Below are 25,564 nucleotides of genomic sequence, written 5' to 3' on the forward strand. Positions count from 1 at the left end.
CGGCTCAGCGGCGGCGGCGCAACGCCCTTCCGACGACGACCGCCGAGGCCAGGGCCAGTGCGGCGGCCGGGCCGATCCAGCGCAGGTTCGCGCCGGCGGTGGCGGAGGACGGCGCGGGGACCGGGGCGTAGCGGCCGCGCGGGGGCGCGTGGTCGACCTCCTCGGCGCTGCGGCCGATCATCGTGCGGCGGGCGTGGGCGGCCTCGGCCGGGGGGCGCGGGGCGGTTCCGGCGGCGCCGATGTCCGCGATCTCCGCGAAGTCCCCTTCGAGGAAGGGGTCGAGGGAGGGCGGCGGGACCTCGGTGTCGAAGACGGAGGCGCCCGCCTCCTCGGCCTCCTCCGCCTCGGCGACGGGGTCGCCCAGGTCCGGGGCCGCGTCCAGCTCCGGGCCCTTCTCCGGTGCCCGAGCCTCGGTGGCCAGGTTCGCGGCGAGGCGTTCCAGGAGCCGCCGGGCGGCGGTGGCGGTGGCTTCCGGTTCGAATCCGGCGGCCCGCCCCTCGGCGGTGGCCCCGCCGGTGAACTCCAGCCGGGTACCGCCCTCGTGGGGCAGCAGCCGCAGCCCGAGCGAGAGGGTGACGGCGCCGCTGCCCCGCACCTCGGTGCCCTCGCCCTCGGCGGTGAAGCGGTCGGGGGCCCGCTCGGTGACGGTCAGGGCGCCCCGGTAGGTCACGGTGTGCCCGCCGACGCGCAGCTTGAGCCGGCCGGCCACCGGCCCGGACGCGGTGTCGGCGTCGTGCTGGAGCCCCGGTACGCAGCGGGCCACGCGGCCGGGGTCGCGCAGCACGGCGCGGAGGTCTTCTGCCGGTACCGGAACGAACACCTGATGCTCCATGCGGTCGAGCCTACCGAGGGGAGCCTCCCCTGCACACGGACACGACACCCGGGGATGTCCAGCACTAGCGGTTCAGGAGTAGCGCGGGTGCGGAAGGGTGGAGGGCGGCAGGCCTTCCTCGGGGCGGCTGCGGGCCGCGTCCCGGGCGGCGTCCTGGAGGGCCCGCGTGGAGACCGCGCGCAGGGCGGGGGTGTCCCGGTCCACCCGCAGGCCGGGGACGCCGTCGCGGGCGGCGAGGACGAAGCCCCAGTCCTGCGGGGGTGCCCCGGTGCCGCCGAGGGCGCGGTCGGGGCCGGCGGCGAAGCCGGTGAGGCGGCCGCCCGCGCTGTAGGGGGCGGTGAGCAGGCCGGCGGCGCGGAGGGTGGATTCGACGGTCCAGTACGTACGCGGCCGCGTGGTCAGGGGCCCCGCGTGCACCGCGAGCCGGCCGCCGGGGGTCAGGGCGCGCGCGGCGAGTCCGTAGAACTCCTGCGAGTACAGCTTCGTGCTGGGGGTGATGCCGGGGTCGGGGAGGTCGGAGACGATGACGTCGAAGCGGTCCCCGGCGGCGGGCCCGCGCAGCCAGCTGAAGGCGTCCTGGGTGATGACGCCGAGGCGGGGGTCCTCGTAGGCCCGGCTGTTGAGGGCGGACAGCATGGGGTCGGTGCGGGCGAGGTGGACGACGCCGGGGTCGAGCTCGACGACGGTGACGGAGGCGACGTCCCGGTAGCGCAGCACCTCGCGGGCGGCCAGCCCGTCGCCCCCGCCGAGGACGAGGACCCGGGCGTGCGGGCCGGTCATCGCGGGGTGGACCAGGGCCTCGTGGTAGCGGTACTCGTCGTAGCCGCTGACCCGCAGCCGGCCGTCGAGGTACAGGTCGAGGGAGCGGGGTGAGCCGGTGGAGGGCCCGGTCAGCACCAGTTCCTGCACCCCGGTCTGGACGGCGACCCGCACCTCGCCGCCGTAGACGGCGCGGCGGGCGACGCGTTCGAAGTCGTCGGCGAGCAGGGTCGCGGAGCCGAGCAGGGCGAGGACGGTCGCGTTCGCGGCGATCAGCAGCCAGCGGCAGCGGGGGCTGAGGTCGCGGCGGAACAGCCACAGCACGAGGGCGCCGCCGACGGCGGCGTTGACGGTGCCGGTGAGCATGGCGCCGGTGAGCTGGCCGAAGACCGGGAGCAGCAGGAAGGGGAAGGCGAGCCCGCCGATCAGGGCGCCCACGTAGTCGGCGGCGAACAGGTCGGCGACGGCCCCGCCGGCGTCCTGTCTGCGGATGCGCTGGATGAGGACCATCAGGAGCGGGATCTCGGCGCCGATGAGCACCCCGATGGCGAAGGAGAACGCGACGAGCGCGGGCCGGGACTCCCCCAGCCACGCGAAGCTCGCGTACAGGGCCATGGCGGAGAAGCCGCCGAGGAGGGCGAGGGCCGCCTCGATCGCGCCGAAGCCGAAGGCGGGCCGCCGGCGCAGCCGTTTGGCCAGCAGCGAGCCGACGCCCATGGCGAAGACCATGACGGACAGCACGACGGACGCCTGGGTGACGGAGTCGCCGATGAGGTACGAGCCGAGGGCGAGCAGCTCCAGTTCGTACACGAGCCCGCAGGCGGCGCAGACGAACACCGTGGCCAGGACGAGGAGTCGGCCGGTCCTGGGGCGTACGGGCAGGGCGGCCGGGACGGTCTGCACGCCCCGCGGCTCCGGCGCCGGGAGCACCCCGCGGGGGGCGGAACGGTCGATCATGAAGCGAACCGTACGTCACCGCCCACCGACACCCTGTCACCCACATGGGTGCAAGTACCGTTCGGATCCGGCCAGTTGGCCTAACCAGTGGCCGAACTCGCGGTCCCCCGAACTGACTAGACGGCTGCTCCCATCCTGACGCCCACCCGGGTCCGGGTGGCCACCAGCTGCCCTTCCTGCGGGTACGCGTGCCAGGTCCGCCAGCGCACCTGCCCCTCGTACCGCTGCGCGAGCAGGGCGGTGAAGGCGTGCGGGCTGCCCGGGAAGGTGCCGGCTAGCCCGTTCGGGTGGTCCGCGACGAGGGCCAGGAGTTCCTGCGCCCGCCCCGCGAACGAGCCGCGCGAGAGGGTCTCGACGCGCGCGGCGAACTCGTACTCCCAGTCGCCGACCCGCTTCGCCACGCCGAGCGGCAGCGGCGTACTGCTGCCGGGCATGCAGGCGACCGTCTCCGAGCAGAGCACCTCGCCTTCCTCCAGGAGCACCTGATGAGAGGCCCCGAGCAGGCGCAACTCCACCTTCGCGTCCGCGAGCTGGAGGTTCAGTACGGCCAGGGCGGGCAGCCGGTCCCGTCCCAGGGCCCAGGCGAGATCGGCGGCACGCGTGTCGGTATAGGTGGTCTGGAGGGTCGTGAGCATGAGTCGGCTCCGCAAACGCGCGAGGGAGATGGGCCGGGGCCCGCCAGCGGTAGTCAACGGGTGGGGGGACACCGGCACGGGTCCACAGGAAGTCCCGGGAGGTCCGGGGACTGGTCTACTCAACCGAGGGAATCATGAAAGGCACGGCACTCACAGCGTTTTTACCCAACTTGACGGGGTTTACATCCCCCCGGGGGCTGCCCGGTTCACGTGTTCAACCACATCCCGCCCGTACGCCGTAACGCGGAGCCGAACAACAGGACGCCTTGGGGAAGTTGTCCCCACCGGGCGAGCTGTTCACGCTGGTCCGGACGCCCCCATCAGTGTCAGCTGGACCCGCAGCCTCCGCCACCGCAGGAGGACGACGACCCGCACGACGAGGACGACCCGCAGGAGGACGAGGACCCGCAGGAGGAGCCGCCCCCGCTGCCCGCCCACCAGCTGCCGCCGGAGCCTCCGCTGCCCGATCCGCCGCCCCCGGACCGGCCGACGAGCCAGACGATCCCCCCGACGACCGCGACGACGAGAACTACGGCAAGGATCATGTCCTCGCCCCCTCTCAGACACCCCGGTCCCCCGGGGACCGGGACCCCCGTGTCCCGTGTGCTGGGGGGATGCCCGCAGGCCACGACCGGTAAAGCACACTTGAGCAACTCCAGAGGTTCCCCCCAGGATGGCGCCCATGAGCGCACCCGCGAGCAGCAGCCGCCCCTTCCTGAACCGCCGCCTGGCGGCCTTCGGCACCACGATCTTCGCGGAGATGTCGGCGCTGGCCGCCCGCACCGGGTCGATCAACCTCGGCCAGGGCTTCCCCGACACCGACGGACCCGCCGAGATCGCCGAGGCCGCCGTCCGCGCGGTCCGCGACGGCCGCGGCAACCAGTACCCGCCGGCCCCCGGCGTCCCCGAGCTCCGTACCGCGATCGCCGCCCACCAGCAGCGCTTCTACGGCCTGTCCTACGACCCCGACACCGAGGTCCTCGTCACGGCCGGCGCCACCGAGGCCATCGCCGCCTCCCTCCTCGCCCTCCTCGAACCGGGCGACGAGGTCATCGCCCTCGAACCCTTCTACGACTCCTACGCGGCCTGCATCGCCATGGCCGGCGCCGTCCGCGTCCCCCTGACCCTGCGCGCCCCGCACTTCCGCCCCGACCTCGACGCCCTGCGCGACGCGATCACCCCGCGCACCCGCCTGCTCCTGCTGAACACCCCGCACAACCCGACGGGCACGGTCCTGACCCGCGAGGAGCTCGCGGCCGTCGCCGAACTGGCCGTCGAGCGGGACCTCCTCGTCGTCACCGACGAGGTCTACGAGCACCTGGTCTTCGAGGGCGGCCACATCCCGCTGGCCTCCCTCCCCGGCATGCGCGAGCGCACCGTCACCATCTCCTCCGCGGGCAAGACCTTCTCCTTCACCGGCTGGAAGGTCGGCTGGATCACCGCCCCGCCGGAGCTCGTCTCGGCGGTCCGCTCGGCCAAGCAGTTCCTGACGTACGTCTCGTCCGGGCCGTTCCAGTACGCCGTCGCGGAGGCCCTCGCCCTCCCGGACTCCTACTACGACACCTTCCGCGCGGAACTCGCCGCCAAGCGCGACCTCCTCACCGAGGGCCTCACCGCCGCCGGCTTCGAGGTGTTCCGCCCGCAGGGCACCTACTTCATCACCACCGACATCGCCCCCCTGGGCGAGCAGGACGGCCTGGCCTTCTGCCGCGCCCTGCCGGACCGCTGCGGGGTCGTCGCCATCCCGAACCAGGTCTTCTACGACGACAAGTCCGCCGGCGCCACCCAGGTCCGCTGGGCCTTCTGCAAGCGGACGGACGTCCTCGAGGAAGCCGTCCGCCGCCTGCGCCGCCTCTGACCCCCGCGTGGCCGAACCCCCGGCCGGGGGCTCGGCCTCATAGGGTCATAGGGTTTGCCCGACGTACGACGCCGAAGGGAGAGCCGGGACCGACATGGCGACGCTCTCCCTGCGGCCGGCCGGCCCGCGCCAGGCCACCGCGTCCACGGCCCTGCTCGCGCTCGGGGTGTTCGCCGCCGTGCGCGCGGCCGGGGTGCTGGTGGTCACCGCGGGCGCCTGGTGGGCCGGCCGGGACCCGGTACGGGTCCTCGGGGCCTCCTGGGACTCCGTCTGGTACCTGGGCATCGCCGCCCACGGCTACGGCCGCACCCAGATGTGGGCCGACGGATCCATCCAGAGCGACTACGCCTTCTTCCCGCTGTTCCCCCTGCTGCTGCGCCTCGCCGGCGGGACCGCGCTCTCCGGGCTGGCGGTGGCCTGGAGCGCCGCCGCGGTGGCCGCCGTCGGCGTGTACCGGGTCGGGGAGCACCTCGCCGGGCCGCGCGCCGCGACCCTGCTCGTCGGGCTGTGGGCGGCGCTGCCGCACGCGGTGGTGCTGACCCTCGCCTACACGGAGGCCCTGCTCTGCGCGCTCGCCGCCTGGGCCCTGTACGCCCTGCTGCGCGGCCACCGGCTGACGGCCGCCGCCCTCGCGGTCCTCGCGGGGCTGACCCGGCCGACCGGGATCGCCGTGGCCGCCGCCGTGACCGCGCTGGCCGTACGGGAGCTGCTGCGCGGGGAGCGGACGCCCCGGGTGTGGGCGGCCGCGCTGCTGGCGCCGGCGGGCTGGGCGGCGTACGTCCTGGCCGTCGGGGTGCGCCGGGGCGATCCGCTGGGCTACTTCACCGTGCAGCGGCAGTGGGGGTCGCGCTTCGACTTCGGCGCCGGGACGCTGCGCTCCGCGGAGAAGGTGCTGACCGGCGGGCACGTACCGCTCGCCTCGACGGTGACGGTGGCCGTCCTGGCCGTCGCGGGGCTGCTGGCGGCGGCCCTGACCCTGGAGCGGGCGCCGCTGCCGCTGCTCGCGTACACGGGGACCCTGCTGCTGATCACCCTCGGCGGGGCGGGCTTCTTCGAGTCGAAGCCGCGGTTCCTGCTGCCCGCGTTCCCGCTGCTGCTGCCGCTGGCCGCCTTCATGGCGAGAGCCCGGCCGCGCACGGCGGTCGTGGTGACCGCCTGCCTGGCCGGGCTCTCGTACGGCTACGGGGTGTACCTGCTCCTGGTGGCGCACGTACCCCCGTGACGGCCGGCGACTAGTTGGTGTCGCCGTCCTCGTCCTTGTCGTCGCCCTCGGCGGAGTCGACGTCCTTCTCCAGTCCGAGCTGCTCGACGAGCCACTTGTCGAACTCGATCGAGGCGCGGACCCAGCTCACCGTGGAGGACACGAAGTGCTCCAGGTTGACGCCGGTGCCGATGAGCATCTGCGCCTCACCGATCAGCCGGACGGAGCCGTCGTCGTGGGTGTGGCTGTAGACCTTGGGCCACAGGGTGCGGCGGTTCCAGTCGTCGATCGACTCGAGCAGCTGCGGCTTCTCGTCGATCTTGTGCGGGCGGTCGTAGAAGGTCCGCACGGAGAAGACCTGCTGCTCGTCCTCGCCGCGGAACATGAAGTACGTCCGGAAGTCCTCCCACGGCGCCGCGAGGTCACCCTCGTCGTCGACGACGTACTTGAGCTCCATCTGCTCCAGGAGCTGCTTCACGAGGTCCTGGTCGGGGACGACGGGGCCCGCCGGTCCTGTGGCCTGCGGATCGGGCTGCTGCCCTCCGAAGTTCGGAATCGAGGCCGGGTCGATGCTCACCGTGTACTTCCCTTCGTGCGGATACCGCCATCCTCCCCCATCGCTCCTACCCCGTGTCCACCCCCGCACGCCCGATCCGCTCCGGGCGGACAGGAGTAGGACACGGGTAAGGCTCCAGGACGCCCCGGGAGGCGGTCAGAGGGCCTTTCCGACCAGCAGGTCCTCGCCGGCGACGTCCACGCGTACGGTGTCCCCCTCGCGGACCTCTCCGGCCAGGATCTCCTTCGCCAGCCGGTCGCCTACGGCCGTCTGGATCAGGCGGCGCAGCGGCCGGGCGCCGTAGGCCGGGTCGTTGCCCTTGTCGGCCAGCCAGGCCAGGGCCTCGGGGGTGACGTCCAGGGTCAGGCGGCGGTCGGCGAGCCGCTTGGCGAGGCGGCCGATCTGCAGCTCGGCGATGTGCGCCAGCTCGTCGCGGGTCAGGGCGGAGAAGACGACGAGGTCGTCGAGGCGGTTGAGGAACTCCGGCTTGAAGCTCGCCCGGACCACCTCCAGGACCCTGGCCTTCTTGTCCTCGGCGGAGGCCGCCGGATCGACCAGGAACTGACTGCCCAGGTTCGAGGTGAGGATCAGGATGGTGTTGCGGAAGTCCACCGTGCGGCCCTGGCCGTCGGTGAGGCGGCCGTCGTCGAGGACCTGGAGCAGGATGTCGAAGACCTCGGGGTGGGCCTTCTCGACCTCGTCCAGGAGCACCACGCTGTACGGGCGGCGGCGGACGGCCTCGGTGAGCTGGCCGCCCTCCTCGTAGCCCACGTAGCCGGGCGGGGCGCCGACGAGGCGGGCCACGCTGTGCTTCTCGCCGTACTCCGACATGTCGATGCGGATCATGGCCCGCTCGTCGTCGAAGAGGAAGTCCGCGAGGGCCTTGGCCAGCTCGGTCTTGCCGACACCGGTCGGGCCGAGGAAGAGGAACGAGCCGGTCGGGCGGTCCGGGTCGGCGATGCCGGCGCGGGTGCGGCGTACGGCGTCCGAGACGGCCCGTACGGCCTCGCCCTGGCCGATCAGGCGGCGCCCCAGCTCCTCCTCCATGCGCAGCAGCTTCTGGGTCTCGCCCTCCAGGAGGCGGCCGGCGGGGATGCCGGTCCAGGCTCCGACCACGTCCGCGATGTCGTCGGGGCCGACCTCGTCCTTGACCATGCTGTCCTTGGCGTTGCCGCCCTTGGACGCGGCCTCCTCCTCGGTGGCCTCGGCCAGCTCGCGCTCCAGGGCCGGGATCTCCCCGTAGAGCAGCTTGGAGGCGGAGTCGAAGTCGCCGTCGCGCTGGGCGCGCTCGGCCTGGCCGCGCAGGTCGTCCAGGCGCTCCTTGAGCTCGCCGACCTGGTTGAGGGAGTGCTTCTCCTTCTCCCAGCGGGCGGTGAGGCCGCGCAGTTCCTCCTCCTTGTCGGCGAGGTCCTTGCGCAGCTTGTCCAGGCGCTCGCGGGAGGCCGCGTCGGACTCGTTCTTGAGGGCGAGCTCCTCCATGCGCAGCCGGTCCACGGAGCGCTGGAGCTCGTCGATCTCCACGGGGGAGGAGTCGATCTCCATGCGGAGCCGGGAGGCGGCCTCGTCGACCAGGTCGATGGCCTTGTCGGGGAGGAAGCGGGAGGTGATGTACCGGTCGGAGAGGGTGGCGGCGGCGACGAGCGCGCTGTCGTTGATGACGACCTTGTGGTGGGCCTCGTAGCGGCCCTTGAGTCCGCGCAGGATCGCGATGGTGTCCTCGACGGTGGGCTCGGCGACCAGCACCTGCTGGAAGCGGCGCTCCAGCGCCGGGTCCTTCTCGATGCGCTCGCGGTACTCGTCGAGGGTGGTCGCGCCGACCATGCGCAGTTCGCCGCGGGCCAGCATGGGCTTGAGCATGTTGCCCGCGTCCATGGCGGAGTCGCCGCCGGCGCCCGCGCCGACGACGGTGTGCAGCTCGTCGATGAAGGTGATGATCTGGCCGTCGCTGGACTTGATCTCGGCGAGGACGGTCTTGAGCCGCTCCTCGAACTCGCCGCGGTACTTGGCGCCGGCGACCATCGCGCCGAGGTCGAGGGCGACGAGGCGCTTGTTCTTCAGGGACTCGGGGACGTCACCCTTGACGATGCGCTGGGCGAGGCCCTCGACGACGGCGGTCTTGCCGACGCCGGGCTCGCCGATGAGCACCGGGTTGTTCTTCGTACGGCGGGAAAGGACCTGGACGACGCGGCGGATCTCGTGGTCACGGCCGATGACGGGGTCGAGCTTGCCCTCGCGGGCGGCGGCCGTGAAGTCGGTGCCGAACTTCTCCAGGGCCTTGTACTGGCCCTCGGGATCGGGGGTGGTCACCCGCCGTCCTCCTCGTGCGTTCTCGAAGGCGGCCAGCAGCTTCTTCGCCGTCGCGCCCTGTGCGGAAAGGAGCTCACCGGCCGCGCCGCCCTTGGCGGCGGTGGCGATGAGCAGGTGTTCGGTGGAGAGGTACTCGTCGCCGAGCTTCCCGGCCTGGGCGTCGGCCTCGGCGAGTACGGCGAGCAGCTCGCGGGTGGGCTGCGGCGGGGCGACGGTGGAGCCGGTGACGCTGGGCAGGGCGGCGAGCAGCCGGTCGGCGCCGGCCCGGACGGCGGCCTGGTCGGCGTCGGTGGCGGCCAGCAGGTCGGTGATGTTCTCGTTGTCCTCGCCGGCGAGCAGGGCCAGCAGCAGGTGCGCGGGGGTCAGGTCCGCGTGGCCGTCCTTCACGGCCCTGCTGGTGGCGGCGTTCAGGGCGTCGCGGCTCCTGTTGGTCAGTTCGGCGTCCACGTGCGACTTCTCCTCTCCGCGGGGGCGGTAACTCTGTCAGGGTGGCAGGGTCGGGGCGAAACCCTGCCATGCATAGCGTCCGTAAAGTTGAGTCTATTCCACTCAAGATGGTGTCGCGCGTACGCTTCGGCACATGTCTCTTGACGTACTCAACCCGACGCCCGAGTACCTCGCCTTCTGGCAGGAGCGGCACTTGTGCACGCTGACCACCACGAGGCCCGACGGATCGCCCCACGTGGTGCCGGTGGGGGTGACCTACGACCCCGAGGCCGGAGTGGCACGGGTGATCACCAACAAGGGCAGCAAGAAGGTCCGCAACATCCTGGCGGCGCCCGGCGGCACGGCCCGGGTGGCGGTGTGCCAGCTCGAGGGCAAGCGCTGGGCCACCCTGGAGGGGCGCGCGGCCGTCGTCACGGACGAGGCGGCGGTCGCCGACGCGGTGGAGCGCTACGCGGTGCGGTATGGGCGGATGCCCCAGCCCAACCCGGACCGGGTGCTGCTGCTGATCACCCTGGACCGGGCGATGGGCCGCGGATAGGCCTGCGGGAACTCTCGATGATTGTCCGGTTCAACCACTGGACGCGGACATCACAACGGCGCCATCGTGGTCAGGTCCACGATGGCGCCGTTGTGTGGGGGAAGCACCTGATGCGATCTGCAACGACGGGGGAATCGCCTCAGGCACTGCGGGGGGTGGCGGCGGTGATGTCGGGTTCGAAGAGCTGGTGGTCGCGCTGATCGAGATTGACGAAGACCATGCCGTACCGCACTTCACAGCGGACGGGCTGCGGTGCGCCCCGGGGGCGGCGCAGGCAGCGGTAGGCACGGACGTCCTCGTCCTCCTCGCGCACGACGACGATCGGCTGTCCGAACAGGGTGACCATCAACGAGTCGCCGGCGTAGGGGATCGCCGTGGCGAGATCGATGAACTGCCACCCGGAGCGGTACGCGGAGGCCATTTCCCGGCGGAAATCACGGTCGTCGGGGGTCATCAGGAGGCCTGCAGGGGCGCGGTGTTCCAGCCGAGATCACCGCGATCATCGGGAGCCGTGTTCCAGCCGAGATCGGGCTTGCCAGCCGATCCGACGGGCGCGCTGGGACCCGTAGCGGCCTGAACGCTTCCCGCGTCCCCGTTCACGGCGACGACTGCCCCAGAGACCGCAACGACGGAGAAAACAACGGCAAGCGCCGAGCGAAGCATTCTCTTATACATGGTCGGCTTCGTCCTCACTTGATGGAATCCTCTCCCCCGCGTGTCAGACGATGGCTCATTCAGGCATGTCAGTGCCACAGGGACGATGCATCATGTTCTTACATGTTCAGGACCCTGGGGGGTGGAGATTTGCCCAAAAGTGACACAAACCCGACACATCCCCACCCCATCACAGCGATGTGCCCCGAGGGAGCGCGACTCTACGCGACCGCCCTGAGCACCGGCCGCATCGCCCGCGGGGAGGTGGAGAACGCCCCCTGCCTGCTCGATTTCGCTCTCCTGCGACCCGACCCGGATGACGCGAAGCAGCTGCGCGCGGTTCCGCCGTCGATCGCACTCGCCCAGCGGCTCCATCCGCTCGAACGTGAGATCCGCGAACGCCGGCGCAGCGCCGTAGATCTCACCGATGCATTCGAGCCGTTCCTCACCATCAGCGCCCAGAGTCCCGCGAACACCCACGCCATCACCGTGCTGGAGGGCTTCGACCAGATCAACGCCGCCCTCGACCTGGCCACCGCCGAGTGCCACACCGAGGCGCTGACCGTCCAGCCGGGCGGCGCCCGGCCGAGCTTCGTCCTCACCGAGGCCCTGGAGCGCGCCGCGCCGCTGATCGACCGCGGGGTGAGCATCCGTACGCTCTACCAGCACACGGTCCGGCACAGCCAGGGCACGCTCGCCTACGTGGACCGCATCTCCACGGGGAAGGTCGAGATCCGCACGCTGGAGGAGCTCATAGAGCGTCTCATGATCTTCGACCGCACGGTGGCCTTCATCCCCGCGAGCGACGACCGGACGGTGGCGCTGGAACTGCGGCACCCGGGCCTGGTCGACTACCTCATCAAGGTCTTCGAGCAACTGTGGCGGCGCGCCGTGCCGTTGGGCGACGAGGTGACGTACACGCACGCTCCGGATGGTATCTCCGGCGTGCAGCGCTCCATCGCCCAGCTCCTCATCGAGGGACACGTCGACGAGGCCATCGCCCGCCGGCTCGGAATGAACGTACGGACCTGCCGGGCGCACATCGCCCGCCTCGCCACGGCCCTGGGCAGCGGCAGCAGGGCCCAACTGGGCTACCTCATCGCCCAGTCGGGCATCCTCCGCGAGACCGCCCCGACGGGCCCCCACGGGCCCTGAGAGGGCCGCGAGCGCACGAGAAGGCCCCGCCCGGGAGAAAGCCGGGCGGGGCCTCGTCTCATGCCGCGCAGCGGGCCGTCAGTCGGCCTGGCGCTTGGGCCGCCAGACGACCAGGGCGCTGCCCGGCACCGGCGGCTGGTACGGGACCAGGTCGCGGCGGTACGAGGCGTGCACCTGGGCCTCACGGGCCTGGAGGGCGGCGGCCGCCCCGTCCACAGCTGTGGACAGTTCGGCCACGCGCTGCTGGAGCGCGGCCACCTGGTTCTCCAGCTCGATGATCCGCTTGATCCCCGCCAGGTTGATGCCCTCGTCCTGCGACAGGGCCTGGACGGTACGGAGCAGTTCGATGTCCCGGGCGGAGTAGCGGCGGCCGCGACCGGCCGTACGGTCCGGGGAGACCAGGCCGAGCCGGTCGTACTGGCGCAGGGTCTGCGGATGCAGACCCGAGAGCTGGGCGGCCACCGAGATCACGTAGACCGGGGTCTCGTCGGTCAGTTGATAGGGCCCGTTCCCGAAACGGGGCTGACTGCGGCGGCCGTCCATCTCATGCTCCCTTCACGGAGTCGAACAGCTGGGCGCGCGGGTCCTCGGACACCGTCGCGTCGCGGTACATCTCCAGGGCCTCGCGGGCCTTGTCGGAAAGCTCCGTCGGCACCGCGAGCTCCACCGTGACGAGGAGGTCGCCGCGGGTGCCGTCCTTGCGGACCGCACCCTTGCCGCGCGCCCGCATCGTACGGCCGCCGGGGGTGCCCGGGGGCAGCTTCAGCGTGACGGAGGGACCGTTCAGCGTCGGGACCTTGATCTCGGCGCCCAGGGCGGCCTCGGCGAAGGTCACCGGGACGGTCACCGTGAGGTTGTCGTCCTTGCGGCCGAACACCGGGTGGCTGTCGACGTGGACCACCACGTAGTGGTCGCCCGCGGGGCCGCCGCGCTCGCCCGGCGCGCCCTTGCCGCGGAGCCGGATGCGCTGGCCGTTGGAGACGCCGGCCGGGATCCGCACCTGCATGGTGCGCGAGCTGCGGGCACGCCCACTGCCCTTGCAGACCTCGCAGGGGTTCTCCGCGATCAGGCCGCGGCCCTTGCAGTCCGCGCAGGGGTCGGTCAGCGAGAAGCCGCCGCCGCTGCCCCGCGAGACCTGGCCGGTGCCGACGCAGGTCGGGCACACCCGGGGGGTGCCGTTCTTGTCGCCGGTGCCCGAACAGGCCTTGCAGGGAGCCTGCGAGGACGTCCGCAGCGGGACGGTCGCCCCGTCCACGGCCTCGGTGAAGGAGAGCGTGACCTCGGACTCGATGTCCTGGCCGCGGCGCGGCTGGGTACGGGGACCCGTACCGGCGCCGGCGCCGCGGTTGAACAGGCCGCCGAAGACGTCGCCCAGGCCGCCGCCGCCACCGAAGCCGCCGCCCGGACCGCCCTGCTGGGTACCGCCGAAGAGGTCGCCCAGGTCGAAGTTGAACGAACCGCCGCCCCCGCCCGGACCGGGGCGGAAGCCCCCGTTGCCGAACAGGGCGCGGGCCTCGTCGTACTCCTTGCGCTTCTTGGCGTCCCCGAGGACGTCGTTCGCCTCGGAGATCTCCTTGAAGCGCTCCTCGGCCGAGGCGTCGCCCTTGTTGGCGTCCGGGTGGAACTCGCGCGCGAGCTTCCGGTACGCCTTCTTGATCTCGGCCTCGGTGGCGTCCTTCGGGACACCGAGGACCTTGTAGTAGTCCTTCTCGACGAAGTCCTTCGTGCTCATCCCCGGTGGCCCTCCTCTCGGTTCCCTGTCACTGCATGATGTGCGTCAGCCCTTGTCGGGGGCATCCGTGTCCTTGTCGGACGGCGTGTCGCCGTCCGCGGACTCGGACTTGGCGGCGGGCGCCGCACCCGGCTGGGGCTCGGCCACCGCGACCCGCGCGGGGCGGATCGTACGCTCACCGATCCGGTACCCCGGCTGCAGGATCGCCACGCAGGTCGTCTCGGTGACGTCCGGCGCGTACGAGTGCATCAGGGCCTCGTGGATCGTCGGGTCGAAGGGCTCGCCCTCCTTGCCGAACTGCTGCAGCCCCATCTTGGCGGCGGCCGTCTCCAGCGATTCGGACACCGACTTGAAGCCGCCGACCAGCTCGCCGTGCTCCCGCGCCCGGCCGATGTCGTCCAGGGTCGGGAGGAGCTCCGTCAGGAGGGACGCGACCGCGATCTCCTTGACGGCGATCCGGTCCCGCTCCACGCGACGGCGGTAGTTCTGGTACTCCGCCTGGAGCCGCTGGAGGTCCGCGGTGCGCTCGCTGAGCGCGGTACGGGCCTGGTCCAGCTGCGCCAGCAGAGCAACGTCTGCTGCTGCGTCCCCGGCCGGGGCCGCCGCGTCCTCCTTGGAGGCGTCGGCGGCCTTCGGCTCGGCGTCGTCCGCGTCGGCGCCGGTGGGGACTTCGGGCTTCTCGTCGAAGCCCGGCGTCTCCTCCGACATCAGGCAGCGCCGCCCTTCGGCTTCTCGTCGTCGACGATCTCGGCGTCGACGACGTCGTCGTCGGCCTTGGCCTGGCCCGCGTCACCGGCGGCGCCGGCCGCACCCTGGGCGGCCTGGGCGTCGGCGTAGATGGCCTGGCCGAGCTTCTGGCTGACCGCGGCGAGCTTCTCGGTCGCGGTGCGGATCTCGGCGGCGTCGTCACCCTTGAGCTTGTCCTTCAGCTCGGTGACGGCCGTCTCGACCTCGGTCTTGACCTCGGCCGGGACCTTCTCCGCGTTGTCCGCGAGGAACTTCTCGGTCTGGTAGACCAGCTGCTCGCCCTGGTTGCGGGACTCGGCGGCCTCCTTGCGGCGCAGGTCCTCGTCCGCGTACTGCTCCGCCTCCTGGCGCATGCGGTCGACCTCGTCCTTGCCAAGCGAAGAGCCGCCGGTGACGGTCATCTTCTGCTCCTTGCCCGTGCCGAGGTCCTTGGCCGTGACGTGCATGATGCCGTTCGCGTCGATGTCGAAGGAGACCTCGATCTGCGGGACACCGCGCGGGGCCGGCGGCAGGCCCGTCAGCTCGAACATGCCGAGCTTCTTGTTGTACGCCGCGATCTCGCGCTCGCCCTGGTAGACCTGGATCTGCACGGACGGCTGGTTGTCCTCGGCCGTCGTGAAGATCTCCGACCGCTTGGTCGGGATGGTCGTGTTGCGCTCGATGAGCTTGGTCATGATGCCGCCCTTGGTCTCGATACCAAGGGACAGCGGGGTCACGTCGAGGAGCAGGACGTCCTTGACCTCACCCTTGAGCACACCGGCCTGGAGGGTGGCGCCGATGGCGACGACCTCGTCCGGGTTGACGCCCTTGTTGGCGTCCTGACCGCCGGTGAGCTCCTTGACGAGCTCGGCGACGGCCGGCATGCGGGTGGAGCCGCCGACCAGGACCACGTGGTCGATCTCGGACAGCGCGATGCCGGCGTCCTTGATGACGTTGTGGAACGGGGTCTTGCAGCGGTCGAGCAGGTCCGCAGTCAGCTGCTGGAACTGGGCGCGCGTGAGCTTCTCGTCCAGGTGCAGCGGGCCCTCGGCGGAGGCCGTGATGTAGGGCAGGTTGATCGAGGTCTCCGTGGAGGAGGACAGCTCGATCTTCGCCTTCTCGGCGGCCTCGCGCAGACGCTGGAGCGCCATCTTGTCCTTGGACAGGTCGACGCCGTGGCCGTTGGCGAACTGCTTCACCAGGTAGTCGACGACGCGCTGGTCCCAGTCGTCGCCACCGAGGTGGTTGTCACCGTTGGTGGCCTTGACCTCGACGACACCGTCGCCGATCTCCAGGAGCGACACGTCGAAGGTGCCGCCACCGAGGTCGAAGACGAGAATGGTCTGGTCGTCCTTGTCGAGGCCGTAGGCCAGGGCGGCGGCCGTCGGCTCGTTGACAATGCGCAGGACGTTCAGGCCCGCGATCTCGCCGGCCTCCTTCGTCGCCTGACGCTCGGAGTCGTTGAAGTAGGCCGGGACGGTGATGACCGCGTCCGTGACCTTCTCACCCAGGTACGCCTCGGCGTCGCGCTTCAGCTTCTGCAGGATGAAGGCGCTCATCTGCTGCGGGTTGAAGTCCTTGCCATCCAGGTTGATCTTCCAGTCAGTGCCCATGTGGCGCTTGACGGAGCGGATGGTCCGGTCCACGTTCGTGACCGCCTGGCGCTTGGCCACTTCGCCGACGAGGACCTCGCCGTTCTTGGCGAAGGCGACGACGGACGGCGTGGTCCTGGCGCCCTCGGCGTTGGTGATGACGGTGGGCTCGCCGCCTTCGAGAACGCTGACGACGGAGTTAGTGGTGCCCAGGTCGATGCCGACCGCACGTGCCATTTCAATTCCTCCAGCTGACTTGAGTGGAACAGGCTCAAGAATGACCCACGGCGCCGCCCACGTCAAGAGAGGTGAGCCGAGGGGACTCAACCTTTAGGCTCCCCTTACGCTCACACCAAACCCAGCCCCGCCAGCGTTTGAGGCGCAGCCAAACCCAGCCCCGCCGACGTGCGAGGCGCAGCCAAACCCAGCCCCGCCGACGTGCGAGGCGCAGCCAAACCCAGCCCCGCCGACGTGCGAGGCGCAGCCAAACCCAGCCCCGCCGACGTTCGAGGCGCAGCCAAACCCAGCCCCGCCGGCGTTTGAGGCGCGGGGGTCCGGGGGCGGAGCCCCCGGCAACGGCGCCGCACCCGGACGGGGGACGCCCGCCGCGCGGCACCCAGGGCCCGCCGCAGGCGTCCGGCAGCGTGCTGGCATGCCTCTGCTGCCCACCCTCACCGCCCGGCCAGGGCTCCGGCCGGCCAGGCCACCGGCCAAGCGGGTGTTCGACCTCCTCGGCGCGCTGACCCTGGCCGGGCTGTGCGCCGTACCGCTCCTGCTGGCCGCCGCCGCGCTGTACGCGGCCACCCGCGCGCGGGTCCTCGTACGGGAGCCCGCCCTCGGCCTGGCCGGCCGCCCCTTCCGCACCTGGCGGCTCCGCACGGAGGGCGCCGGCCGGCTCGGTGCGGCGGTGCGGCGGTGCGCGCTGGACGGGGTGCCGCAGCTGCTCAACGTGGCGCGGGGGGAGATGTCCCTGGTCGGGCCGCGCCCGCAGGCCCGTACGGACCAGACCGACCGGCTCTTCGTACGGCCCGGAATGACCGGTTTGTGGCAGGTCAGCGCACGTTCCGACCTCCCCTGGGAGGAGATGGCCCTGTTGGACCGGCACTATGTGGAGAGCCATTGGCTGGGGATGGATCTCGCGATCCTCGCGCAGACACCTCGGGCGGCCTACCGACAGAGGCATGCCTGAGCGACACAGATCACCGCACGCTCACCTACAGTGCGGCGCGGGAACTGGGTAACCTCAAGCCTTGACTCAATAAGTTACCGCTTAGTAAGTCCCGCCCGAGGAGCCCTCCCATGCAACTCGCCGCGATCATCGTGTCGCTGGTCCTGACCGTGGTCGGCGTCGCGCTGATCGCCCGAGCCGTGGCGCAGATCTACCGGTTCGTGAAGCTCGGCCAACCCGTACCGGCAGGCAGCCGCACGGACCGGCCCAAGGAGCGAACGCTCACCCTGGTCAGGGAGTTCCTCGGCCACAGCCGGATGAACCGCTGGGGCATCGTCGGCTTCGCGCACTGGTTCGTCGCCATCGGCTTCCTGACGCTGCCGCCCACCCTGGTGCAGGCCTTCGGCCAGCTCTTCCAGGCTGACTGGCTGCTGCCGATCGTCGGTGACTTCCTGCCCTTCGAGCTCTACACCGAGTTCATCGGCGTCATGACGGTCGTCGGCATCGTCATCCTGATGGCGATCCGGCTGCTCAACCTTCCCTCGCGGGCCGGTCGCAAGTCGCGCTTCGCCGGCTCGAAGGCCTGGCAGGCGTACTTCGTCGAGTACGTCATCCTCACCATCGGTCTCGCGATCCTGGCCCTGCGCGGCCTCGAGGGCGCGATCCACCACGTGGACTCGTACGAGCCGGCGTACTTCGCCTCGTACCCGCTGGTACTGGCCTTCAAGGGGGTCTCGCTCGGCGCCCTGCAGAACGCCATCTACTTCACCGCGATGGTCAAGATCAGCGTCTCCTTCATCTGGATGATCACGGTCTCGCTCAACACCAACATGGGTGTCGCCTGGCACCGCTTCCTCGGCTTCCCGAACATCTGGTTCAAGCGCAACGCGGACGGCTCCACCGCCCTCGGCGCGCTCCAGCCGATGACCAGCGGCGGCAAGGAGATCGACTTCGAGGAGCCGGGCGAGGACGACGTCTTCGGCGTCTCCCAGGTCGAGCAGTTCTCCTGGAAGGGCATCCTCGACTTCTCCACCTGCACCGAGTGCGGCCGCTGCCAGTCGCAGTGCCCCGCCTGGAACACCGGCAAGCCGCTGTCCCCGAAGCTCCTGATCATGTCGCTGCGCGACCACGCGCACGCCAAGGCCCCGTACCTGCTCGCGGGCGGCGGCAAGGACATGGAGGGCAACGAGAAGGCCACGGCGGAGCAGCTCGCCGGCGTCCCGGCCGCGGCCCTCGCCGAGGCCGAGCGCCCGCTCATCGGCACCGCCGAGGAGAACGGCGTCATCGACCCGGACGTGCTGTGGTCCTGCACCACCTGCGGTGCGTGCGTGGAGCAGTGCCCGGTCGACATCGAGCACATCGACCACATCGTCGACATGCGCCGCTACCAGGTGATGATCGAGTCCGCCTTCCCGAGCGAGGCCGGCACGATGCTGAAGAACCTGGAGAAGAAGGGCAACCCCTGGGGTCTGGCCAAGAAGCAGCGCGTCGAGTGGACGAAGGAGGTCGACTTCGAGGTCCCGATCATCGGGAAGGACGCGGAGGACCTCTCCGAGTTCGACTACCTGTACTGGGTCGGCTGCGCGGGCGCGCTGGAGGACCGGGCCAAGAAGACCACGAAGGCCTTCGCGGAGCTGCTGAACATCGCGGGCGTCAAGTTCGCGATCATGGGCGGCGACGAGAAGTGCACCGGTGACTCCCCGCGCCGCCTGGGCAACGAGCCGCTGTTCCAGCAGCTCGCCCAGGAGAACGTCGCCATGCTGAACATGGCCTTCGGCGAGGACGACGAGGACGAGTCCACGAAGAAGCCGAAGTCGGCGAAGCGGATCGTCTCCACCTGCCCGCACTGCTTCAACACCATCGCGAACGAGTACCCGCAGCTCGGCGGCGAGTACGAGGTCATCCACCACACGCAGCTGCTCCAGCACCTGATCGACGAGGGCCGCCTCACGCCGGTGACCCCGGTCGACGGCCTGATCACGTACCACGACCCCTGCTACCTGGGCCGGCACAACAAGGTCTACACGCCGCCGCGCGAGATCATGAGCGCCGTCCCCGGCCTGCGCCAGCAGGAGATGCACCGCCACAAGGAGCGGGGCTTCTGCTGTGGCGCGGGTGGCGCGCGGATGTGGATGGAGGAGCGGATCGGCAAGCGCATCAACAACGAGCGCGTCGACGAGGCCCTGTCCCTGAACCCGGACATCGTGTCCACCGCGTGCCCGTTCTGCCTGGTCATGCTGACGGACTCGGTGAACGGCAAGAAGAACGACGGCAAGGCGAAGGAATCGGTCCAGGTCGTCGACGTGGCCCAGCTCCTCCTGGAGTCGGTGAAGGCACCGGAGCCGACGGAGGAGGAACTGGCCGCGGAGGCGCTGGCCGCTGAGGAAGCCGAAGCCGCTGCGAAGGCCGAAGCCGAAGCCAAGGCCAAGGCCGCCGCCGAAGCGAAGGCCAAGGCGGAAGCCGAGGCGGCCGCGAAGGCCGAGGCGGAAGCCGAAGCCGCCGCGAAGGCCGAGGCTACGGCGAAGGCCGAAGCCGAAGCCGAGACCGAGGCTGAGACCCCGACCGAGGCCGCGCCCGCGGCCAAGGACGAGGCTGCGCCCAAGGACGAGGCTGCGGCCGAGGCAGAGGCTGAGCCGAAGACCGAGGCCAAGGCCGCGCCTGAGCCTGCGGTCGAGACCGAGGCTGCGGCCGAGCCGAAGGCCGAAGACCCCACCCCGGCCAAGGCCGAGCACGAGGCATCTCCCGAGGCCGAGGCCGAGCCCGAGGCCCCCGCCAAGGCAGAAGCAGCCGCCGAGGCGAAGGCCGAGCCGGAGCCGGAGGCCGAAGCCGCCGCTGAGGCCACGCCGGAAGCCCCGGCCAAGGCGGAGACCGAAGCCAAGGCCGAGGTCCCTGCCGAACCGAAGGCGGAAGCCACCGCCGAGGCCGAGGCCCCTGCCGAGGTGAAGGCTGACGCCGCCGCCGAGGCGGAGCAGGAGACCTCCGCCGAGGCGGAAGCCGAGCCGACGCCCAAGGCCGACGCGGACAGCGAGGCCAAGGCCGAGCCGACGGCGGAAGCCGAGGCGGAGCCGAAGGGCGAGGGCGCCAAGTAGCCCCCAGGCAGTAACCAGGAACGGCCGGTCCCCCAAGAGGGGACCGGCCGTTCCTGCACCTCCGGGCGCCGCACACCCGGGGCCGCAGGCCGGGGGCCGGGCCGCATGCCCGGGACCCGGGGCCGCAGGCCGGGGGGTCCGGGGCTGGGCCCCGGTTTCGGGAAGGGGCGGGGTGGGGGAAAGACCCCCCGGTCAGCTGCGGCGGCCGCGGCGGAGGATTGCGAAGCCGAGGCCCGCCGCGCCCATGGCGGCCATCCCACCGCCGGCGGCCAGCAGCACCGGGGTGTCGGCCTGCGGCGCCCCGACGCCCTCCGCACCCGCCTTCACGCCGCCCTTCGGGACGACCCGCTCGGTCTTCCCGCCGGGGGCCGTGGTCGGCTTGGCGGCGGCGTCCTTCTCCGCCCGGTACTTCTCGATCAGCTTGCCGGTGCTGAAGTCGTACACCCAGCTGTCGCCACCGCCCTTGCCGTCGATGACGACGAACTTCACGCGCTTCCCGTCCTGGACCAGCTTGTACGTCCAGCCGTCGTTCACCACGCTCGGGTTCTTCAGGTCGATCGTGCCCAGGGCGTGCCCGTTCGGCAGGGAGATCTCGGCCCGCTTGCCCTTGGCGCCGTCGACGAGCGTGGCGATCCGCCCGTCGGGCATGGTGATCCGGACCGACGCCTCCTTCTTGACCTCCTTCTTGACCTCCGGCTTGACCTCCGGCTTCGGCTTCGGCTTCTCGACCGGCTCGCGGTTCCCGCCCTCCACCCACGAGGTCACGGTGCCGTTCGGCTGGAGGACGACGTGCAGGCCGTTGTTCTGCCCGTACGCCGGCTTGCCGTCCTTGCTGACCAGGGTGTCCAGCTTCGTGTCACCGGAGAAGACGTCCGCCTCGAAGTGGCCGTCGCCGATCTTGTAGACCTTGGCGACCGACCCGTCGGCCAGCTTCACGGAGGTGACGTACGCCCGCACACCGGCCGACGGCTTCGCGGAGGGCTTCACAGACGGCTCGACGGACGGCTCCACGGACGGCTTCACCGACGGCTCCACCGCCGGCTGCTCCACCCCCGGCAGCACCTCCGGCTCCGCCGACGGCCCCGTCGGCGAGTCCGCGAAGGCGGCCCCCACCGGCAGTGCCAGGACGGCGGCCGCTCCGGCGAGGACGGTGGCGGTACGAAGGGAGGTGCGTCGGTTGCTGCGCATGGCGGGGCTCTTTCCGTGCTCGGTGCTCGTTGGCGGCGACACTCACGAACCTACGGACCCGATCCGTACGCATTCCCTCGACAACGTAACGAACCCCCGCAGACTGCCGCACAGACGGGTAAACCACCCACCCCCACCTCCCCCTAGGGGATGTCACAGGTCAGCCGCAAAGGACACGTGTTCCGGGGGCCCGGCCACCCTCGCCCGGCGGAGCAGGTACTTTCGATCACGTGGCTGGATTCAGGATCGGACGCGGCAGGGACAACAACCGCCCCCCGCAGCAACCCCCGCACACCCCGCGGCAGCAGCCGTACGGTCAGCAGCAGCAAGCGCCGCAGGCTCCGTACGGCCAACAGCCCTACCCTCCTGCCGGGCCGCCCCCGCAGCAGGCCTGGCCCCAGCAGGGCGCGGCCGGGGGGCACGGCGAGCCGGAGTACTTCGACCCGTACGGCCAGCAGCAGCCGCAGCACCACCAGCAGCCGCAGGCCCCGTACGGCGCCCCGCACGAGCCCTCGTACGCCGACAACCCCGGCTACACCCAGGCCTTCTCGATCGGCGAGGACCCGTACGGCCAGGCGGCCACCTACCACGCGGGCACGGCGGCGGCTCCGGCCGCCGGGCCGCGGCTGCACTGGAAGGAGCTCCTGCGCGGCATCGTCCTGCGGCCGGGGCCCACCTTCCTCCAGATGCGCGACTACGCCGTCTGGGGTCCGGCGCTGGTCGTGACCTTCATCTACGGCATGCTCGCGGTCTTCGGCTTCGACAAGGCCCGCGAGGACGCCATCAAGGCGACCCTCGGCCAGGCGATCCCGATCGTGCTCAGCGCGGGCGTGGCCTTCGTCATCTGCGGCCTGATCCTGGGCGCGGTCACGCACACCCTGGCGCGCCAGCTGGGCGGTGACGGCGCGTGGCAGCCCACGGTGGGGCTGTCGATGCTGGTCATGTCCATCACGGACGCCCCGCGCCTGCTGGTGGCGGTGTTCCTGGGCGGCGACAACATGTTCGTCCAGGTGCTGGGCTGGGTGACCTGGCTGGCGGCCGGCGCCCTCTTCACCTCGATGGTCAGCAAGTCGCACGACCTGCCGTGGCAGAAGGCCCTGGGCGCGTCCGCGATCCAGCTGGTCGCCCTGCTGTCACTGATCAAGCTGGGCACGCTCTAGCAGCAGACGCACAGAGGGGCCCGGTGCACGCCTTACGGCACGCACCGGGCCCCTCTCCGCACTCATGACGCCTACGCGTCGAGGACCTGGCCCTCGCGCTTCACCACGGGCGGCTCGACCGACCACGGGAAGTTGATCCACTCGTCGGTCTTCTTCCACACGTACTCGCACTTCACGAGCGAGTGGGACTTCTCGTAGATCACGGCGGAGCGGACCTCGGCGACATGCCCGAGGCAGAAGTCGTGCACCAGCTTGAGCGTCTTGCCGGTGTCGGCGACGTCGTCGGCGATCAGCACCTTCTTGTCGGTGAAGTCGATCGCCTCCGGCACCGGCGCCAGCATGACCGGCATCTCCAGCGTGGTGCCCACCCCGGTGTAGAACTCGACGTTCACGAGGTGGATGTTCTTGCAGTCCAGCGCGTACGCCAGGCCGCCCGCCACGAACACGCCGCCGCGGGCGATGCTCAGGATGATGTCGGGCTCGTAGCCGTCGTCGGCGATGGTCTGCGCCAGCTCGCGCACGGCGCGCCCGAACCCCTCGTAGGTCAGGTTCTCGCGTACTTCGCTCATGCCTCGTGCCTCACCTGGGTGCGGTGGAAGTTCTGGAAGGAGCGCGAGGCGGTCGGCCCGCGCTGTCCCTGGTACCGGGAGCCGTACCGCTCGCTGCCGTACGGGAACTCCGCGGGCGAGCTGAGCCGGAACATGCACAGCTGCCCGATCTTCATGCCCGGCCAGAGCTTGATGGGCAGGGTGGCGAGGTTCGACAGCTCCAGGGTCACGTGACCGGAGAACCCGGGGTCGATGAACCCGGCGGTCGAATGCGTCACCAGACCCAGGCGGCCCAGGCTGGACTTCCCCTCCAGTCTGGAGGCAATGTCGTCGGGCAGCGAGATGACCTCGTACGTCGAGGCGAGCACGAACTCGCCCGGATGCAGGATGAAGGCCTCGTCACCCTCGGGCTCGACCATCCGCGTCAGGTCGGGCTGCTCGACGGCGGGGTCGATGTGCGCGTAGCGGTGATTCTCGAACACCCGGAAATACCGGTCGAGACGTACATCGATGCTGGAGGGCTGCACCATCGAATCCTCGAACGGGTCGATGCGAACCCGTCCGCTGTCGATCTCGGCCCGGATGTCTTTGTCTGAGAGAAGCACGTCCCGAGGATACGCAGAGCGCGCGGGCCACCCCCAATCGGAGCGGCGCCCGCGCGCCCGGCCGAACCCTGTCCCCGTGCCCGTGCCGACCGGGGTGCCCGCCGCGCTACCGCTTGGGCGCGCCGCCCACGGGCACGGCATGCCTCAGCCGCGCGCACCGCGGACACCGCAGCAGCCGTCCCGGCCCGATCCGGCCGGCACCGAGATGCTGCAGCGGGAAGGAGGCGGTACTGAAAACGTGCCCTTCGGCACAACGGACGACGGTGTGCTCCATCGAGTCCCTTTCCCCAACGAGCCGTACTGCGATGAATCGCCACATTAGGGGATGATCGGGACCCACTCCAGCCGCCGCTCCGCACCCCCACGGTACGCCCCAACTCCCGCCCCCACGAACCCCGGTTGCCCCCGGAAACGACGGCGACCCCGCGGGTGAATTCACCGGGGGTCGATCATGGGGTACAGTGTGCAACGATACGGCTCCAGGCAACTGGACCACTGTGCGGATGTAGTTTAATGGTAGAACATGAGCTTCCCAAGCTTATAGCGCGGGTTCGATTCCCGTCATCCGCTCCACGACAAAGCCCCAGGTCAGCGACCTGGGGCTTTTGTGTTGCCTAGACCTGTCTACCCCTCCCGTGCCAGATCCGTGTCGGACCAGATCCGGGCCCAGGGCCTGCGCTACGCCGCGGCGCGGACGTCAAAGCCACCGATCCCTACGGCCGCCGGACCGCCGGACCATTTCGTCCCGGCGCCCGTGCAGCTTGTCGATCTCGCCCCGGAGCTGGGCCAACTCACGCTCCAGGGGCTTGAGCTCGTCTCGGACTGCCCCGCGTTCGGCGAGGCAGGTGTCTAGCGTTTCCTCACCCAGGACAGTTGAGCCCGCCCGGCGACACACCCCGTGGGACGGCCGGGGGCCGCAGCCCCCGGAACTGCGTTCAGAAGGCGCTCAGCGCGTCGCGGGTGTTGGTGCGGTACAGGCCGACCTTCGGGTCGGCGACGCTGCCCGGCTTGGCCAGCCGGAGGCTGACGCCGTCCGCGTTCGGCATGTGCTCCTTGTCGGCCAGGATGTTGACCTCGTCGGCCACGGGGCCGTTGCCACCCGACGGGTTGAGGTCCACGGCCGCGTACGCGGTGGCGCCGGGGCGCACCGGGTACGCCGGGGCGCCGCCCAGACCACCGGGGGCAGTGGCCTGGAGACCGAGCGCGCCGCCCTTGGCGCTGAAGCCGACGGTGGGGAAGTAGTCCAGACCGCAGGAGGTGGAACCGTTGTTGGTCACGGTGATGACGCGGACGGTGGCCGGAGTGCCCGTCGGGGAAGTGACCTTGACGGTCAGGTTCCGCGCCGAGCAGGGGTGGGTGTAGGCGTAGGAGTCACCGGTGGTGTCCCCCGTGTTCTTGCCGCTCGAACCGGCCTTCGCCGGGGTGGCGGTGGACGTGCCGGTTCCGGTGGCCTTGCCGGCGGACGGGGCGGCGGAGGCGCCCTCCCCGGACGGCGTCACGGTCCCGGTCGAGACCTGCTTGTCCGCGCTCTTGGTCGCGGCGGGGTTCGCGGTCGGCCCGCCGGCGCTGTCCGAGCCGCCGCAGGCGGTCAGGGCCAGAGCGAGGCCGGCGGTGGCGGTGGCCAGGGCGGTGGTGCGGAGTCGGTAGGTGCGCATGGGGAACTCTCCGTGTCGGTGCGGTCGTCAGACGGAGGCTTCCGCTTCCCGCCTGACGAGACGTTGGGTGGGGCTGCTGTACCGGTCGGCTGCTGTCGCAGGTGGCCGAGGGCGGTCGGTGGGGCGGGTGGGGCCCTCCCGTACCGACCGCCGAATCCGACCGCCGATCCGATCGGCGGACCGCCGGGCTGATGACGCAACT

21 protein-coding genes, 1 tRNA gene and 1 pseudogene are annotated in these 25,564 nt (G+C 71.2%); 8 read left to right on the forward strand and 15 right to left on the reverse strand.

The genetic code is table 11. The features are described 5' to 3' along the window. Positions 1-4: 4 nt before the first annotated feature. The 4 genes from OOK31_RS19465 to OOK31_RS19480 all read right to left on the reverse strand — a co-directional run bounded on the left by OOK31_RS19465 (position 5) and on the right by OOK31_RS19480 (position 3,621). Complete coding sequence (locus tag OOK31_RS19465) at positions 5-832, reverse strand: SRPBCC domain-containing protein (RefSeq protein ID WP_267088543.1); 828 nt, start codon at positions 830-832, stop codon at positions 5-7. A gap of 72 nt (positions 833-904) precedes the next feature. Next, positions 905-2,548, reverse strand: a complete 1,644-nt coding sequence (locus OOK31_RS19470; protein WP_267088544.1) for a polyamine aminopropyltransferase — start codon at positions 2,546-2,548, stop codon at positions 905-907. A gap of 116 nt (positions 2,549-2,664) precedes the next feature. Beyond that, positions 2,665-3,183, reverse strand: coding sequence for a DUF2617 family protein (locus OOK31_RS19475; protein WP_267088545.1), 519 nt, complete (start codon positions 3,181-3,183; stop codon positions 2,665-2,667). 297 nt (positions 3,184-3,480) lie between these two features. Then, positions 3,481-3,621 carry a hypothetical protein gene (locus tag OOK31_RS19480; RefSeq protein ID WP_267088546.1) on the reverse strand — a complete coding sequence of 47 codons (141 nt, stop codon included), beginning with the start codon at positions 3,619-3,621 and terminating at the stop codon, positions 3,481-3,483. A gap of 244 nt (positions 3,622-3,865) precedes the next feature. Between OOK31_RS19480 and OOK31_RS19485 the strand changes: the two genes are divergently transcribed. Continuing rightward, positions 3,866-5,041: a pyridoxal phosphate-dependent aminotransferase gene (locus OOK31_RS19485; RefSeq protein WP_267088547.1), complete on the forward strand. Its 1,176-nt coding sequence runs from the start codon at positions 3,866-3,868 to the stop codon at positions 5,039-5,041. Positions 5,042-5,135: 94 nt separating this feature from the next. Continuing rightward, complete coding sequence (locus OOK31_RS19490) at positions 5,136-6,263, forward strand: hypothetical protein (protein ID WP_267088548.1); 1,128 nt, start codon at positions 5,136-5,138, stop codon at positions 6,261-6,263. A gap of 10 nt (positions 6,264-6,273) precedes the next feature. Here the strand turns inward: OOK31_RS19490 and OOK31_RS19495 are convergent, their stop codons facing one another. Together OOK31_RS19495 and clpB are read right to left on the reverse strand one after the other, a co-directional pair. After that, positions 6,274-6,819, reverse strand: a complete 546-nt coding sequence (locus OOK31_RS19495) for a YbjN domain-containing protein (RefSeq protein WP_267088549.1) — start codon at positions 6,817-6,819, stop codon at positions 6,274-6,276. A gap of 135 nt (positions 6,820-6,954) precedes the next feature. Further along, positions 6,955-9,552 (reverse strand): ATP-dependent chaperone ClpB, encoded by a 2,598-nt coding sequence (clpB, locus tag OOK31_RS19500; RefSeq protein WP_267088550.1) that lies wholly within the window; start codon positions 9,550-9,552, stop codon positions 6,955-6,957. Between the two features lie 133 nt (positions 9,553-9,685). Here clpB and OOK31_RS19505 point away from each other — a divergent pair, with 133 nt between their 5' ends. Further along, entirely contained in the window at positions 9,686-10,090 is a 405-nt protein-coding gene (locus tag OOK31_RS19505) for a pyridoxamine 5'-phosphate oxidase family protein (RefSeq protein ID WP_267088551.1), read from the forward strand. A gap of 139 nt (positions 10,091-10,229) precedes the next feature. Here the strand turns inward: OOK31_RS19505 and OOK31_RS19510 are convergent, their stop codons facing one another. Beyond that, positions 10,230-10,544, reverse strand: coding sequence for a (2Fe-2S)-binding protein (locus OOK31_RS19510; protein ID WP_267088552.1), 315 nt, complete (start codon positions 10,542-10,544; stop codon positions 10,230-10,232). Between the two features lie 323 nt (positions 10,545-10,867). On the opposite strand from OOK31_RS19510, the gene OOK31_RS19515 reads away from it, so the two are divergent. Then, positions 10,868-11,899, forward strand: coding sequence for a helix-turn-helix transcriptional regulator (locus OOK31_RS19515; RefSeq protein WP_267088553.1), 1,032 nt, complete (start codon positions 10,868-10,870; stop codon positions 11,897-11,899). Between the two features lie 78 nt (positions 11,900-11,977). Here OOK31_RS19515 and OOK31_RS19520 read toward each other — a convergent pair whose 3' ends face one another. Genes OOK31_RS19520 through dnaK form a run of 4 tightly spaced genes read right to left on the reverse strand, consistent with a single transcriptional unit; the run spans position 11,978 to position 16,186 of the window. Then, positions 11,978-12,442, reverse strand: a complete 465-nt coding sequence (locus tag OOK31_RS19520) for a helix-turn-helix domain-containing protein (RefSeq protein ID WP_267088554.1) — start codon at positions 12,440-12,442, stop codon at positions 11,978-11,980. 1 nt (position 12,443) lies between these two features. Continuing rightward, complete coding sequence (gene dnaJ / locus OOK31_RS19525; protein ID WP_267088555.1) at positions 12,444-13,631, reverse strand: molecular chaperone DnaJ; 1,188 nt, start codon at positions 13,629-13,631, stop codon at positions 12,444-12,446. A gap of 45 nt (positions 13,632-13,676) precedes the next feature. Further along, entirely contained in the window at positions 13,677-14,339 is a 663-nt protein-coding gene (gene grpE / locus OOK31_RS19530) for a nucleotide exchange factor GrpE (RefSeq protein ID WP_267088556.1), read from the reverse strand. Further along, on the reverse strand, positions 14,339-16,186 hold the full coding sequence (gene dnaK / locus OOK31_RS19535; RefSeq protein ID WP_267088557.1) for a molecular chaperone DnaK: 1,848 nt from the start codon (positions 16,184-16,186) through the stop codon (positions 14,339-14,341). The genes grpE and dnaK overlap by 1 nt, the downstream gene beginning before the upstream one ends. Before the next feature lie 415 nt (positions 16,187-16,601). Between dnaK and OOK31_RS19540 the strand changes: the two genes are divergently transcribed. Both OOK31_RS19540 and OOK31_RS19545 read left to right on the forward strand, forming a co-directional pair. Beyond that, the gene (locus tag OOK31_RS19540) at positions 16,602-17,138 is read left to right on the forward strand and encodes a sugar transferase (RefSeq protein ID WP_267088558.1); all 537 of its coding nucleotides are present in this window, start codon (positions 16,602-16,604) and stop codon (positions 17,136-17,138) included. 110 nt (positions 17,139-17,248) lie between these two features. After that, positions 17,249-19,465, forward strand: a pseudogene (locus OOK31_RS19545) (heterodisulfide reductase-related iron-sulfur binding cluster); the annotation flags it as partial. 933 nt (positions 19,466-20,398) lie between these two features. Here OOK31_RS19545 and OOK31_RS19550 read toward each other — a convergent pair. Next, positions 20,399-21,394, reverse strand: a complete 996-nt coding sequence (locus OOK31_RS19550) for a PT domain-containing protein (protein WP_267088559.1) — start codon at positions 21,392-21,394, stop codon at positions 20,399-20,401. 230 nt (positions 21,395-21,624) lie between these two features. On the opposite strand from OOK31_RS19550, the gene OOK31_RS19555 reads away from it, so the two are divergent. Continuing rightward, positions 21,625-22,554: a Yip1 family protein gene (locus OOK31_RS19555; RefSeq protein WP_267088560.1), complete on the forward strand. Its 930-nt coding sequence runs from the start codon at positions 21,625-21,627 to the stop codon at positions 22,552-22,554. 71 nt (positions 22,555-22,625) lie between these two features. On the opposite strand, the gene OOK31_RS19560 is transcribed toward OOK31_RS19555, so the two are convergent. Then, on the reverse strand, positions 22,626-23,123 hold the full coding sequence (locus OOK31_RS19560; RefSeq protein ID WP_267088561.1) for a phosphoribosyltransferase: 498 nt from the start codon (positions 23,121-23,123) through the stop codon (positions 22,626-22,628). After that, entirely contained in the window at positions 23,120-23,707 is a 588-nt protein-coding gene (dcd, locus tag OOK31_RS19565; protein ID WP_267088562.1) for a dCTP deaminase, read from the reverse strand. Before dcd ends, OOK31_RS19560 begins: the two co-directional genes overlap by 4 nt. A 499-nt stretch (positions 23,708-24,206) precedes the next feature. Here dcd and OOK31_RS19570 point away from each other — a divergent pair. Continuing rightward, positions 24,207-24,280 (forward strand) — tRNA-Gly (locus tag OOK31_RS19570). A 362-nt stretch (positions 24,281-24,642) separates the two neighbouring features. On the opposite strand, the gene OOK31_RS19575 is transcribed toward OOK31_RS19570, so the two are convergent. Further along, the gene (locus OOK31_RS19575) at positions 24,643-25,362 is read right to left on the reverse strand and encodes a DUF4232 domain-containing protein (protein ID WP_267088563.1); all 720 of its coding nucleotides are present in this window, start codon (positions 25,360-25,362) and stop codon (positions 24,643-24,645) included. Between the last annotated feature and the right edge of the window lie 202 nt (positions 25,363-25,564).

The organism is Streptomyces sp. NBC_00249 (assembly GCF_026342355.1).
In the GTDB taxonomy this organism is placed as follows: Bacteria; Actinomycetota; Actinomycetes; order Streptomycetales; family Streptomycetaceae; genus Streptomyces.